The organism is Yinghuangia soli (assembly GCF_021502675.1).
Lineage (GTDB): Bacteria > Actinomycetota > Actinomycetes > Streptomycetales > Streptomycetaceae > Yinghuangia > Yinghuangia soli.
The window spans coordinates 13,727-26,880 of the sequence record NZ_JAKFHA010000045.1; the positions used below are offsets into that span (position 1 = coordinate 13,727).

The following is a 13,154-nucleotide window of genomic DNA, read 5'->3' on the forward strand; positions in this document are numbered from 1 at the left end:
GGACGTGGAGTCGCTCGCGCGTCACGCGCCCGGCGGTAGGTGCTCCGCCGCCACCCGAGTCAGCGCGATTCGGTTCGACACCCCCAACTTCGCGAAGGCGTGCCGCAGATGCGCGTCGACCGTATGCGGCGACAAGTGCAGCTGCTGTGCGATGTCGCGGTTGGTACGTCCCTCCGCGACCAGCCGTACGACGCGCAGCTCGGCCGGTGTGATCGCCTCCCATCCTTCGGTGGGGCGGGAGTTCGCGCGCGGAGAGCGCCGCCGTACGCCGAGTGCCCGCAGTGCGCTCAGCACAGGCGCGGCCAGGCGCGGGAGGTCGGCGTCCGTGTAGATCTGCAGCGCCTCGTCCCACAGTCCGATCGCCTGCGCCCGGTCCGGCTCGACCGCCGCCGCATCCTGCAGCGCCGCAGCCAGCGCCAGCCGGCGCGGGGCACCGCGGTACGCATCCACAGCCGCGAGAAGCAGCTTGTGGTCCCCGCCCAGCAGACCCTCCGCATGCAGCGCGGCCGCCTCCGCGGTGCGCAACTGCGGGTTGAGGTCGGCAAGTCGGCGCGATGCGGTCGCGGCCGCAGCGGCGCGGTCGGGAGCGCCTGCGCGCAGCGCGATGCGTACCAGCTCCGGGCCCAGCCACGGGTCGTACGCGAGCGTCCACAGCCGCTTCGGGAACGCGTCGTAGACCGGCTCTGCGGTCTTCAGCGCGGCGTGCGGGTCGCCTTCGGCGGCCTGGAGGAGCGCGGCGGCGATCCGCATGTCCTCGATCGCCGTGATGACCCCGCGGTCCACGTACCGCCTGGCCCGTGCGAGGTGGACGCGCGCCGCGGGGAGGTCGCCGCGCTGGAGTTCGAGGAGGGCAAGGGTGACCAGGAGGGCGTCGGCGACGATGAACACGGTGAGTTCCTCGGCAGCGACCAGCGCGGCTTCGGCCTCGGCGAGCGCCTCCTCGGTCCGGCCGGCCGTGCGCCACAGCACCGCGCGGTAATAGCGCAACACCGGGATAGCCCACGTGGTTTCGTGCCGCTCCGCCTCGCGCAGGCCGGCATCGATGACCGTGCATGCCTCGTCGAACCGCTCCGCGGCGGTCAGCGCGTTCGCCAGCCACAGGTGCGGCGGGAACCACTCCTGTCCGCGGTCCGCGAACCTGCCCAGTTCCATGGCCTGTTCGGCCAGCAGGACGCCGTCGCCGATGCGTCCGCGTGCGATCAGCGCCCAGCTCCGCGCGCAACTGCCGTGCAGCATGGCCGCATGGTCGCCGGTGCGCTCCCCGATGTCGACGGCCTCCAGTGCGAACTCCTCGGCACGCAGCCGCGCCGGGTCGGCTCCGTCGCCGAGCCCCCAGAACATGATGGCGACCGCCTGCTGGGCGAGCAGCACGGCCCGCTGGCGGTCCGTCACCGCCCCGGTGGCCAGGGCGAGCCGGGCATGCTCGAACACCTGCCGGTCCCGGCCCTGGAGCCGCAAGCTCGCGATCAGCGCGAGCCGGATCGCCGCCTCGCCCGCGGCCGGCATCCGCTCGCGCAGCGTCTCCTCGCCCAACGCCAGCGATTCGCCGATGCGTCCGGCCAGCGTGAGGCGGCGCACCGCCTGGCCGACCGCGTCCGGCCGGTCCGGGTGGTGGGCCGGCATGAGGCCCAGCATCTGCAGCAGCAGGTCCGCGGACAGGCCCGGCGAGGTACGCAGCGTCTCGTCGGACGCACTGCGCAGCACCGCGATGGCCTCCGGGTCGCCGGGCCGCGCACCCCACACGAGATGCCGGGCGGTCTCCGCGGCCGGATGCCCGGCGGCCCGGAGGACGCTGCCCGCCTCGTAGTGCAGAGCCTGCTTGACGGGGCCGGCCAGCCCGTCGTACACCGCCTGCCGGATCAGGTCGTGCCGGAACGCCAGCGCGGTCCCGGTGTCGATGAGGTTGCCCTGGACGAGTGCTTCCTCGGCGGCGCGGGCAAGTTCCGGGACCGGCGTACCGACCATGGCGGCGGCCTCGCGCAGTTGGAACGGGCGGCCCAGGACCGCGCCTGCCTCCAGAAGCCGGCGGGCCGGGGGCGACAGGTGCCGCAAACGCCGTGCGGTGCGGGCCCGGAAGCTCTCCGGGAGGGCGTCCTCGCCGACCGTCGCGACACCGTCCGCGACCCGCACGCGGCCTGCCTCGGCCAGCGACGTGCACAACTCGCGCAGCAGGAAAGGGTTGCCTCCGGCACGGTCCGCGAAGTTGCGTATGCACGCGTCGGGACGTCCGCCGAGGAGCTGCGCTGCCAGGTGGTGCACCGCGTCGTCGGGCAGGGCGTCGAGCGCGAGATGCCCGGCGCCGCATTCCAGCAGCCCTTCGACGGCTGCGTACATAGGAGTGCCGCCGGTCATCGGACGGCCCACGAGCAGCCAGCCGACCGGGAGGCCGGCGAGCGCCGGGACCATCGCGCGTACCGCGCCCGCGGTGGCCTCGTCCGCCCACTGGATGTCGTCCAGGGCCACCAGCACGGGACGGGCGGCGGCGTAGTCGCGCAGCGCACCGACCAGGAGCTCGCGCTGCCGGTACGGGAACGCCGCATGCTCGGCGAGCTCGGCCCGCATTCCGTCGTCGAGCACGGGCGGGTCGCACTGGCTGAGTGCACCCGCGAGGGTGGCCAGCGGGGTGACGCGGTCGAGTTCGGTGGCGGTCGCGCCGATGACGCCGATACCTTCGCGGCCCGCGATCCGGGCGGTCTCGTCCAGCAGCCGGGACTTGCCGATGCCCGCTTCACCGGACACGATCAGGCAACCGGACGCACCGGCCGTGGTGGCACGGACCAGCCCGCGCAGCCGGTCGACGGCGGCTTCGCGTCCGACCAGGGGCGTGGTCGCCGGGTCGAAGGAGAACACGTGCATCAGGGGGAGCGTAGACGACCCCGTAGTCGCCCCCGGCGGCAGGTATTCCCGGGATGGCACGTGAACCTCACGTACGTGCGGCTTGCAGATCACGTGATCACGTGATGCCTGGGCAGGGTCCCGCGGCGGAAGCTCATGGCATGACGACGCATGCCAGTGCCGCAGCTTTCCCGATCTCCCGTCCGACGGCCGGTTCCAGAGCCCGCTCCGCGGGGCGCCCGACCGCGGTGCCGCCCTCGACGGGCGGGCCGACCACGGTTTCGCCTGCCCATCCGACCGCTCGTACGCCGATCCTTGCGGCGGTACCCGCGACCGTTCCCCCGACCGTCCTCGGGGCCCCCGACGCCAACCTCCCGCCCGCCGGGACCTGGTACATCGACCCCGCGGCCAGCAGCGCCGCATTCACCACGGCGGACGGGACCGCGGGCGGCATACGCGGACGCTTCCGCCGCGTCTCCGGCCTGGTCGAGGTCTCGGCCGACCACCGTGACAACACAGTGTGGCTCTCGCTCGCGGGGGCCGGCGTCACGTTGGGCACCGTCCGGCGGCTGTTCCCGGGCCCGCCCGGGACGCGCCCGTCCGGCCCCGGGCCCGATGGCGTCGAGCACGACGGGGACGAGCTCGACGGGGACGAGATCGACTACTTGGATCCCGTGCAGGACGGGCTCACGCACAGCAGCGCCGACGAGGGCGTCCTCGTCGGCGAGCTGATGCTGCACGGGGCACTCAACCCCGTCGTGATGCAGGTGGGGTGGCACGAGCCCGGGCCCGAGTCGGACGTGTCCGCCCAGGGCACCCCGTCCGCCGGCTTCACCGCGCACACCACAGTCGCGCTCGGGGACTTCGGGATCCGGCCGGACGACGCGGCCGGGCTGCCTGGCCTGCCGGGCCTTCCCGGGCTGCTCGGCTTGCCGATCCTCCAGGCCGGCGACCGGGTACGCATCACCCTCGACATCGCCCTGCTGCGCCATGACCCTACGGAACGCTTGGCGAACGCCTTCCTCGACCGGGCACTCCACCCGGCCGCGGGGCACCGCCACCGGAACCTGCACGGTCACCGGCGGGCCGCGTAGGCGGGCCCGCCGGATCGTCGGGAGTGCGGGAGTGCGGGAGTGCGGGAGTCAGCGTCCGGCGGGCTTGCCGCGCAGCGCCATGAACTGCAGGTCGGCGAACGCGGCGACGACCACGGCCTGCATGATCGCCCACGTGGTGCCGACCGTGGTCGGGCTGAACGTCCCGGTCACCGCCATCGCGATGCTGGCGGCCACCCACGCGAGGTTGCCCGCGGCAATGACGCCGACCGCGGTCCGGTTGACGACACCCTGCCGGGCCACGGCGGCCACGCCGACCGAGTACACGAGCAGGAAGGCGCCGATCGCGTACAGCGTGCTCGCCGGTATGCCCAGCACCGAGTCGAGGACCTGCGCGAGACCGAGGTACGCGACGGCGTTGGCACCGGTGACGGCCGCGTCCAGCCACAGGACCGACCTCGTGAAGCGGGGGCGGTCGGCCCGGTAGGTGCGCAGCCCGCCGATGGTCATTCCGATGGCGTTGGTCGACATGACCGTCACGTCCTTTCGTCTGCATTCAGTCGCTCTTGTGCGGTGACATGAACGCTAGAAGCGACGCAGACGCCCGGAATCAGTCGTCTATAGGTAACTCGGGTACGTAACCCAGGCAGATGCCCGGGCAGGCGACGCGACGCCTCAACGGCGGCCGCTGCGCCCGGCCTGCTCCGCCTTGGCCGCCACGCGCTCGCGCAGCGCTGCCCGTACTTCCGGCCACTCGTCCGCGACCACCGAGAACATCGCGGAGTCGCGCAGGAGGCCCTCCTCGCCGGGCGCCCACGAGGCGCTCCAACTGCGCAGCACCCCTTCGAAGCGGGCACCGAGCCGCGCGATTGCGGCCCGCGATCGCTCGTTGCGGGCATCGGTTTTCAGGTCGACGCGGGCCAGCCCCAACGTCTCGAAGGCATGGGCGAAGAGCAGATACTTCGCCTCTGCATTGATCGCCGTACCCTGCGCCGACGCGGCGAGCCAGGTGCCACCGATCTCGACCGCGTACAAAGCCGACTGCCCCGGAAGCGCACGCGGCTCCAGAAAGCTGGTGCTCCCGACCGCAGCGCCATCGCTCACCCGGATCTGCGCGAGCGGTGTCCATCCGTACTGCGCCCGTCCGAGCGTGGTCTCCACGTACTCCGCGACATCCGTGGCTCGCGGCACCAGCGTGTAGCCGTAGTTCGTGCGGTCCTCTTCCGCAGCCCGAACCAGATCCGGTACGTGCGCCTGCGACAAACGCTCCAATCGGACGAATTCCCCGCACAGCACCGGCACATCAACAGGCAAAGCCATCGCACGCCTCCTCATCGTTCCCGGCATTGGCACCTTCCCCGCGGGCGCGCAGGCAGGTTGCCGGATCGTCGCAGGGCCAGGTCCCTCGGATCCTCTTGATGAAACTCGGTGCCGCAGATCCTGGTCGGACGCGAGCAGCCCGGTCAACCGGAATACGGCTCGCTCGGCGGCCATGCGCCGGCGAGCAGCCGCTCGGCCTCCGCGATGATCGCCCGGTTGCGCTCGGCGGGCGGGAGCCGCTTGTCCGCGGGCACATACGCGGGATCGCGTACGAGCTCTGCCAGCGGCCCCAGCGCCACGACTTCACCCAGAGCGGCCCATCCGTCGTACGCCATCACCTCGCCGCCGGCGAGCGGCGCCATGCTGCCGTTCGCGATCAGCCGGAGCCACCAGCGCACCAGTTCCCAGCGGATCTCGGTGTGGTCGGCGGGCAGTTCCGGGGTGATGCCCAACTCGTCGAGCACCTGCTCGAACAGCCCGACCGCCTGCCGCTGCTCCCGCACGCGCAGACCTGCCAGCGTCGGCAGCGTCGGGGCTTCCACATCGAGGACGAGCGCGACCAGCCCGGCCTGCACGAGCTGCTCGTCGTCGACCCGGCGTCCGAGGATGCGCTCGAGGGCGAGCATCCGGAGGTAGTGGACGGCTTCCTCGGCGGTGGTCGCGTCGGGGAGGTGCGGCGTGGTGAACGCGGTTACGGTCTCGCCCTCGACGATGTACGTCCAGAAGTCGACGGTCGAGCGGGGCTCGAACGGTGCGTCGGACCGGCCGGTGAATTCAGAGCCGTCCCCGCAGGTCCTCGTCGCTGCCGTGCCGCCAGTCCGGCCAGCCATCGCCCAGCGGCAGCCCGGCGGACAGAAACACGCGGTGGTCCGCCGCGAACCGGAACCCGAACCGCGCCTCGACGTCGTCCAACTCCTCGGCAGTGAGCCCGGGCTCGATCGCGGCACCGAGCATGCGTTGGAGACCCCGGGCAGCTTCCAGGGTGAGCGGTGACGACGGCGTACGGGACATTCCCGCAGCCTAGACGGGTGGTCGAGCAGCGTCGGCGATCCGGACCGCGATCGGCTGTCCGGGGCTGATGCTCGTCGACGTCAGGTAAATGCCGCCGTCGAACCATGCGTACCAGAGGGAATAGCCCTCGAACACTTTGTCCGGGGACGGCCCCGAGGCCCACTTCCGCCAGGTGCCGTCCTGAGGCGATAGCCACCACACGGTGAACGGCTCCTTGTCGTAGCTGTCGCCGATCTGCAGGACGTGGACGCCGGCAGGACCGGCATCGATCACGCGGAGATCCAGGAGGGAGTGGTAGTCGTCCTCCTTGCCGGGCAGGGGCGTGGTCCACTTGGTGGCGCCTGTCTTCAGGTCCACGGCCTTGACACCGACGCGCTCGTCCTTCCCGCGCCCGATTTCTGTACGGGTGTAGAACACGCCCGCGGCGACATGCAGAAGGGACTCTTCCTGCGACCTGCCGAGCCTGAAGGTCTCCGGGGACGCGTCAGGGTCGTCGGGCTTGTTGACCTCGATCGTGCGCTTCGGGCGGCCCTTGTCGTCGACGACGACGATCGAACGGGCGAGCCCCTTCGTGTGCAGCACAGAGAACGCCGGCGGGTCGAGGCTGACGGCGGAGATCCGCTCGGCGCCGCGCGGCACAACGGGGCCTCCCCAGCGCATCGCGCCGGTGGCCGCGTCCAACGAAGCCCCCCAGCCCGCCCGTTGGGCGTCCATCGGCCACACGCTGACGAGGACAGTCGAATTGTCGGCGAGTGCGCCGGTCGTGAACGCCTGTTCCAAACCGATGGCCTTGGCCGACCACGACCACCGCAACTTGCCGTCGGCGATGTCGTACGTGTGGACGTCACCGTCCCCGGCAGCGACGACCATGTGGTCGGTGACGACCAGTTGCATGGTCGTGCCGTACCTCAGGGTTCGGCCGGGCCGACCATCGTTCCACAGGAGCGTGAACGGCACGGTGAAGCGCAGCTTCCCGGTCGTGAGGTCGACGAGGCCGACGTTAGAGCAGGTGTCCCCGGCGCCCCAGGCGACAGCGGCCAGGGTCTCGGAGGCCGAGGTGCTCATGCCGCAGATCCGAGGCTCCGGCCCCGGCAGCGGGACGGCTTCGGCCTTGCCGTCCGAGGCCGAGTAGCGGACCAGGCCGTCGGTCCAGGTACCGACGTAGAGCGCGTCTTTGGTGATCCAGCGCCCGAACACCGCGTTCCGCGGGCTGTCGTTTGCCGGCACACTCCACTTCACCGTGAGATCGCCCGCCGGCGGAACCTCGCTGGGCACGACCGGCGCGGGGGTGTTCGCCGACTGCGCCGGGCTGTCGTCCTTTGCGTCCTTCGCATTGCTGCAGCCGACCAGCGCCAGGGCGAGCACGCCGACGACGAGCATGTGCAGGGGACGACGCCGACGCGCCCCGGAGATCACTGTCATACGCAACAGGCTCGTGCAACAGCGCCTCCGCGCTGTGCGGAATATCCACGCAGCGCGAAGCGGGCGGTGCCAGGCCCCGGCCGAGGCGGGCAGGACACCCGCCGGTAAGCGGGGAAGCGGAATTCGGGGCTGAGGCGGATTCCGGAGCCACGGACGTGGGTGGGCGCCGAGCGCGTGTTGGCGAGCGGAGACGGCGGCGGGCGGGACATCCCGGCAGCCTGGACAACCGGTACGGTCACGGGACGACCGACAGGCAGAGCGGCAGGCGGTGGAGCGACGTGGTCGAACTGCGGTGTGAAGTGGTTCGCTGGGTGGACGACGAGCCGTTCCCCGGCTGGGTCGAGGTGCAGTTCACGGACGCGGCGGGGCGGCGCTGGGCGGTGTTCGACAAGCCGCCGATCTTCCGGGCAGCGGCCGATCTGGGCCCGGATTCGTCCTATCCGGTCGCGGCCTCCATCGCCTGCGTGGTGTGCGAGGGAAGCGAGTCGCCGGACGGCGGCACGGTGACCGTCTCGACCTCGCCGCACGGAGTCGCGACGCCGGACGGGCGGGACGAGTTCACGGTCTGGTGGGAACAGCTCGTCCGCTGAGTGCGAGCCGAGGGCGCCGGGCCGTGATCAGGTGCGGGCCGGGGGTGTGGCCGGTTGGGACCAGTGGCCGATGAGGTCGGTGTAGAGGGGACTTCGGGTCAGGAGGTCCTCGTGGGTGCCTACCGTGGGGAGGTGGCCGTCCATGAGGAGGATTTGGTCGGCTCTCCGGGCGCTGTCCATGCGGTGGGCGATGACGATGAGGGCACCGGGGCGGGCGGCGAAGGCGGTTTCGGCCAGGGCTTCGGTGCCGGGGTCCAGGTGGCAGGTTGCCTCGTCGAGGATGACGAGGCGGGCCGGGGAGACGAAGGTGCGGGCGAGGGCGATGAGTTGGCGTTCGCCCGCGGAGAGTGCGGCGGGGTCGGGGATGTCGGCTTCGTAGCCGCCCAGGCGAGCCACGAGGTCGCGGCAGCCGACGAGGCGTACGGCGCGGTCGAGTTCGGCGTCGGTGGCGGCGGGCTGGAGGTACGCGATGTTCTCGCGGACGGTGCCAGCGAATACGTAGGCCTCTTGCGGGACGACCGCGATCTCGCGGCGGAGGCGTTCCTCGTCCAGCGCGGAGATGGGTGCGCCGCGCAGCAGGATCGTGCCGTGGAGGGGGCGGAGGAGCCCGGCGAGGAGGGCGGCGAGGGTGGATTTGCCGATGCCGCTGGGGCCGACGATGGCCAGGTGGCCGCGTTCGGGGACGGACAGGGACAGGTTCTGGACGACCGGGGCTGCGTGCGGGCCGTAGGCGAAGGTGACGTCGCGGACGGCGAGGGCTGCCGGGCGGGCCGGGCGGCCGTTGGCGTCGAGGAGTGAGGCGGCGGACGGGGCGTCGGTGGGCGTGTGCGAGGGCGGGGTCGCGGGCGGCGCGCCGGATTCGGCCAGGCGGCCTGCCACGACGCCCAGTTCGAGGATCCAGTCGCCGACGGTCGCGGTCAGGGTGCGGAGGGCCGGGGAGAGCTCTTTGACGAGGTAGAGGACGGCGCCGGCCACCTCGCCCGGGGAGAGGGTGCCTTCGCGGAGGAGGCGCGGTGCGGCGAGCAGGAGGATCAGCAGCGGGAGTTGCCCGCCCAGGCCGACGATGAGGAGCCGGAGGGCGGACGCACGGGCCAGGGCGCGGGCGGCCTTGGCCTGGGCTTCGATGGCGGTGGAGAGTTCGGCGGTGACGCGGTCCTGGGCGCCCAGCGCGATCACGTCGCGCAGGCCGTCGACGATGCGGCCGGTGTCGGTCGCGATGCGTTCGTCGGCGAGGACGAGGGCGCGGCGGCGGGCGGCGAGGGGGCCGAGGAGGCGGACGAACAGCCAGGCCGCGGGGAGGAGGGGGAGGAGGACCAGGGGCAGGATGATCGGGGCCAGGACGGCCAGGCCTACTAGTGCGGCAATGATCGTGACGACTAGTTGGCGGAGCGTCCGGATCAGGGACGCGGTGAGGTTGCGGCAGCTCTCGACTTGCTCGGTGAGCCGGGCGACGGCCGCGGTGGGGTCGGTGGACGCCCGGTCGCCGGACACCGCGGTGTCGAGCGCGCCGCCCACGACCCGGCGTACGAGGGCATCGCGGAGCGGTTCGACGACCGCCGCGAGGTGCGGGAACATCGCGTAGGTGGCGGCGACGCGGATGAGCATCGCCAGGCCCAGGACGGCGAGGAGTGCGAAGCCGACGCCGTTGCGGCCGGCCAGGAAGCCCTGGTCGAGGGAGGCCGCGACGAGTGCGCCGGAGAGCAGGGCCGGCGCGCCTTCGAGTGCGGACCAGGCGAGGACGCGGAGCAAGGGGCCCTTGCGGTGGCGGAGTTCGCCCTGGATGAGGTTCCGGCCGGCGCGTATGCCGCCCGGGTCGTTCGGGCCCGCGTGGCGCGGCTTGGTCATGCCGGAGTACCTCGAGTCTTTCAAGTCTTGTCGTCCTGTGCCGCATCCGCATCCGCGTCCGAGGAGGGGGTCGGGGAGGGGACCGCGGAGGGGCTACGGGACGGGGGAGGGGTGGTGGGGTTCGGCGCCGGATCGTGGTCGGTGCCCGCGCCCGGCGCCGGACGGGTCGCGCGCGGGGGACGAGGAGGGCGCGCCCCGCGCGGCGGATTCGGGAAAGCGGATGGACCGGCCGGGTCGCCGAGCGGCGGAAGCGCGGTACGGGCGCTGCCGTGGTCGTCCCGGAGCGGAGTCCGAGGGGCGGATCCACGCGCGGCCTGAGGGGCCTGAGGGGCCTGCGGAGCCGCGGCGTCGCTCGGCTGGTCCGCGGGGTGGGTGCGGTGGGTGAGGTCCGCGGCGGGCTCGTTCGGGGACGTCGATCGACCGTGCGCGGACTGCGCGTTGCCGGAGTCCGTCTCCCGGGCGTGGGTCTCGCCCTGCCGGGGCGGGGGGACGGAACCGGCGTGCTTGGTGGCTTCGGCGCGCCTGGCCGATTCTGCGGCAGATGCGCCGGTGGCCTCGGAAGATCGACGTTCGGTGCGGTCGTGCGGCGCGGACGGCGTGCCGGGATCGGCAGGGGACCGCGGGGGTGTGGCGCTCTTGCCCGACAGCAGTACGCCGCGGGTCCGGGTGTCGCCGGCCGGCCTGCCCGATTCGCGGGGGCCGGGGGGCTTCCGGCCGGGCGGGACCGGTGCCGTGGATTTCCTCGGAGCCGGAGCCGGAGCCGGTGCCGGAGCCGCCGGTTCCGCGGACTTCGTGCGGTCGCCGGTGCTCGCCGGGCGGTTCTTCTCCATGTCCGACCCCCGTCGCTCCGCAGCATCACCGCGGCGCGCGACGAGCGCGTCCAGCGCGCTGAAGGGTGCCGCCGCCTCGAACTTGCCCATCGGGCGGAACTGGTCGGCCGGTTCGTCCCGGGCCGCAGCGGAATCACCGGCGAACACCGCGCGGTACGCCGCATCGCTCCACAGTTCCTCGTGCGTCCCGACCGCCCGCACCCGGCCGCCGTCCAGCCACGCGACCCGGTCGGCCTGCGCTGCGGCGGTGGCCCGGTGCGCGACCACGATCCGGGTACGGCCCGCCAGCCGCCGCCGGAACGCGTCCATCACCTGGTGCTCGGTCACCATGTCCAGACCGGACGTCGCATCGTCCAGGACCAGCACCCGGGCATCCTGGGCCACCGCCCGCGCAAGCCCGAGGCGCTGCACCTCGCCGCCGGACAGGCCGAGCCCGTCCACCGGGGTGGCGTACCCCTCGGGAAGCCGCAGGACGAAGTCGTCGGCCTGCGCGATTGCCGCCGCCCGGCCGATGTCGCCGGCCCCCGCGCCGGGCCGCCCGTACCCCAGCGCGTCGCGCAGGTCGGTGCCCAGCAGGGCCGGGTCGGGGAACGCGTACGCCACGGCCCGGCGCAGTTCGCCGCGGGCGAGCGCGGTCACCGGCATGCCGTCCACGCGCACTTCGCCGACGTCCGGATCGTGTAGGCGGCCGGGCAGCGCGGCCAGCACGGACTTGCCGGAGCCGCTGGCGCCGACCAGCGCCAGGCACGTCCCGGCGGCCACGGTCAGCTCGACGCCGGACAGCAGCGTCCGGTCCGCGGCCCGCACCGTGACGTTGTGGAAGCTCAACTCGCCCTGCCCCGCGGGCAGGACCCTCTTGGGCCCGTGCGGGGCGGCGGGCACGGACAGGAGTTCGTCCGTACGCCGCCGCCCCGCACGCGCGTGCGCCACCCCGACCAGGCTTTCCAGCTGCTCCAGGAAGCCGAGTCCGAGTGCCGCGTATCCCGCGGCTGCCACCAGGCCGCCGGGGGGGATCCGCCCCTCCGACAGAGCCCAACCGGCGACCGACAGCACCGCGAGTTCCACCACCGGTGCGAGCAGCAAGACCTGGGCGACGGCACGTCGTTGTGCGCGCCACAGGCCGTATCCGACGGCGGAAAGTTCACCGAGGGGCTGCAGGACGCGCGTCTCCTCGCGGTCGCGCGTGCCGCAGGCCCGGATGGTCCGGACGCCGCCGAGGGCGTCCGAAAGCCGTGCGGAGATCCGTCCCTGGACCTCCTGGTAACGCTCGAACAAGTGGGTCGCGTGGACCATGAAGGTCCGCACCACGACCAGCCCCGGCACCAGCCCGACCACGAACGCCGCGGCCAGCCAGGGGTCCAGGACGCCCAGCGCCACGATCCCGCCGAGCGAGGTCAGCAGCGCGCCGAGCGTGCCGATCAGGGCGGGCACCAGGCGGGCGGCATCCGGCGCGCCGCCGACCAGGCGACCGGTCACATCGCCCGCGGGGTACGGATTGCGCCCCGCGGTGCCCAGCGCCACCACGTGCCCGGCGAGCCGGCGGCGCAGCCGCGCGGTCAGCGCGGCCGTCAGCGTCGGACCCGCCAACTCGCCGAGCAGGGCCGCGGCGAGGCCGAGCGCCAGCACCGCGGCGAGGGGCAGCAGCGCCGTACTCGCGCCGCCCCCGTCGAGGACCGTGTCGACCGCCCGGGAGGCTGCCGCAGGCAGCAGCAGGGCGGCGGCGGACGCGGCCGGCACCGAGACCAGCAGGGCGGTCATCGCCCACGGGGCGTGCCGCCACGCGGCCCGGAACCCGGTTCCGGAGTCGGCGAACCGTATTCCGGACCTGGCCACGGGAAAGTCCTTTCGAAGCGGGTATTTCGGGGATCTGTCTCGACTGGCAAGATGGCGGTGAAACCGGGAGTTCCTGATTCCGGCAGGAACTCCCGGTTCACCTCGTTCACTTGATCCACTTCACCTGCTGCCTCGCGGCAGCTGCCGCGGCACTGCGCCGCGGCGGCGTCAGCAGCCGATCGTGAAGATCAGGCAGGTGACGATCAGGCAGGTGAACTGGCAACCGCCGCCACCTCCGCCGTGGCCGCCGCCCAGCTCGACCGACTCGGTCTCCGGCAGGCGCTGCAGTGCCGCGAGGTCCGTCTCCAGGTTCTGCATGATGGTGTCCTTTCGTGTCACGGACCGCCCCCCAATGGGTGTCCGCGGTATGTGGGCCGCGCCAAGGTGTGGTCCCGTGCGCGGGTGGTGCCGGGGCT

General features: G+C 72.9%; 11 protein-coding genes and 1 riboswitch. Of the genes, 2 read left to right on the top strand and 9 right to left on the bottom strand.

The annotated features are described in order from the left end of the window. Window positions 1-21: 21 nt before the first annotated feature. On the bottom strand, window positions 22-2,856 hold the full coding sequence (locus LZ495_RS39045) for an ATP-binding protein (RefSeq protein ID WP_235057961.1): 2,835 nt from the start codon (window positions 2,854-2,856) through the stop codon (window positions 22-24). Between the two features lie 140 nt (window positions 2,857-2,996). Here LZ495_RS39045 and LZ495_RS39050 point away from each other — a divergent pair, with 140 nt between their 5' ends. After that, window positions 2,997-3,929 (top strand): YceI family protein, encoded by a 933-nt coding sequence (locus LZ495_RS39050; RefSeq protein ID WP_235057962.1) that lies wholly within the window; start codon window positions 2,997-2,999, stop codon window positions 3,927-3,929. Window positions 3,930-3,977: 48 nt separating this feature from the next. Here LZ495_RS39050 and LZ495_RS39055 read toward each other — a convergent pair whose 3' ends face one another. From LZ495_RS39055 to LZ495_RS39075, 5 genes are all read right to left on the bottom strand, one after another. Next, window positions 3,978-4,418 (bottom strand): hypothetical protein, encoded by a 441-nt coding sequence (locus LZ495_RS39055; RefSeq protein ID WP_235057963.1) that lies wholly within the window; start codon window positions 4,416-4,418, stop codon window positions 3,978-3,980. A gap of 144 nt (window positions 4,419-4,562) precedes the next feature. Next, window positions 4,563-5,234 carry a GNAT family N-acetyltransferase gene (locus LZ495_RS39060; RefSeq protein ID WP_308268776.1) on the bottom strand — a complete coding sequence of 224 codons (672 nt, stop codon included), beginning with the start codon at window positions 5,232-5,234 and terminating at the stop codon, window positions 4,563-4,565. Beyond that, window positions 5,216-5,312, bottom strand: a riboswitch (SAM riboswitch). (Overlaps the previous gene by 19 nt.) 38 nt (window positions 5,313-5,350) lie before the next feature. Then, window positions 5,351-6,037, bottom strand: coding sequence for a hypothetical protein (locus LZ495_RS39065; RefSeq protein WP_235057964.1), 687 nt, complete (start codon window positions 6,035-6,037; stop codon window positions 5,351-5,353). Next, window positions 5,982-6,218, bottom strand: coding sequence for a hypothetical protein (locus LZ495_RS39070; RefSeq protein ID WP_235057965.1), 237 nt, complete (start codon window positions 6,216-6,218; stop codon window positions 5,982-5,984). The genes LZ495_RS39065 and LZ495_RS39070 overlap by 56 nt, the downstream gene beginning before the upstream one ends. A gap of 9 nt (window positions 6,219-6,227) precedes the next feature. Then, on the bottom strand, window positions 6,228-7,640 hold the full coding sequence (locus LZ495_RS39075; RefSeq protein ID WP_235057966.1) for a PQQ-binding-like beta-propeller repeat protein: 1,413 nt from the start codon (window positions 7,638-7,640) through the stop codon (window positions 6,228-6,230). Window positions 7,641-7,951: 311 nt separating this feature from the next. Between LZ495_RS39075 and LZ495_RS39080 the strand changes: the two genes are divergently transcribed. After that, window positions 7,952-8,230 carry a hypothetical protein gene (locus tag LZ495_RS39080; protein WP_235057967.1) on the top strand — a complete coding sequence of 93 codons (279 nt, stop codon included), beginning with the start codon at window positions 7,952-7,954 and terminating at the stop codon, window positions 8,228-8,230. A gap of 27 nt (window positions 8,231-8,257) precedes the next feature. Here the strand turns inward: LZ495_RS39080 and LZ495_RS39085 are convergent, their stop codons facing one another. The 3 genes from LZ495_RS39085 to LZ495_RS39095 all read right to left on the bottom strand — a co-directional run bounded on the left by LZ495_RS39085 (window position 8,258) and on the right by LZ495_RS39095 (window position 13,077). Next, the gene (locus LZ495_RS39085; RefSeq protein ID WP_235057968.1) at window positions 8,258-10,075 is read right to left on the bottom strand and encodes an ATP-binding cassette domain-containing protein; all 1,818 of its coding nucleotides are present in this window, start codon (window positions 10,073-10,075) and stop codon (window positions 8,258-8,260) included. 20 nt (window positions 10,076-10,095) lie between these two features. Then, window positions 10,096-12,738, bottom strand: a complete 2,643-nt coding sequence (locus tag LZ495_RS39090; protein ID WP_235057969.1) for an ABC transporter ATP-binding protein — start codon at window positions 12,736-12,738, stop codon at window positions 10,096-10,098. 168 nt (window positions 12,739-12,906) lie between these two features. Beyond that, window positions 12,907-13,077 (bottom strand): VenA family class IV lanthipeptide, encoded by a 171-nt coding sequence (locus LZ495_RS39095; RefSeq protein WP_235057970.1) that lies wholly within the window; start codon window positions 13,075-13,077, stop codon window positions 12,907-12,909. Window positions 13,078-13,154 lie beyond the last annotated feature (77 nt).

What these genes read in the sequence shown, in the direction of transcription:
- LZ495_RS39060 (WP_308268776.1), bottom strand. Translation starts at nt 5,234, where the DNA reads ATGCCGGGAACGATGAGGAGGCGTGCGATGGCTTTGCCTGTTGATGTG.
- LZ495_RS39075 (WP_235057966.1), bottom strand. Translation starts at nt 7,640, where the DNA reads ATGACAGTGATCTCCGGGGCGCGTCGGCGTCGTCCCCTGCACATGCTC.
- LZ495_RS39085 (WP_235057968.1), bottom strand. Translation starts at nt 10,075, where the DNA reads ATGACCAAGCCGCGCCACGCGGGCCCGAACGACCCGGGCGGCATACGC.
- LZ495_RS39070 (WP_235057965.1), bottom strand. Translation starts at nt 6,218, where the DNA reads ATGTCCCGTACGCCGTCGTCACCGCTCACCCTGGAAGCTGCCCGGGGT.
- LZ495_RS39065 (WP_235057964.1), bottom strand. Translation starts at nt 6,037, where the DNA reads ATGGCTGGCCGGACTGGCGGCACGGCAGCGACGAGGACCTGCGGGGAC.
- LZ495_RS39055 (WP_235057963.1), bottom strand. Translation starts at nt 4,418, where the DNA reads ATGTCGACCAACGCCATCGGAATGACCATCGGCGGGCTGCGCACCTAC.
- LZ495_RS39050 (WP_235057962.1), top strand. Translation starts at nt 2,997, where the DNA reads ATGACGACGCATGCCAGTGCCGCAGCTTTCCCGATCTCCCGTCCGACG.
- LZ495_RS39045 (WP_235057961.1), bottom strand. Translation starts at nt 2,856, where the DNA reads ATGCACGTGTTCTCCTTCGACCCGGCGACCACGCCCCTGGTCGGACGC.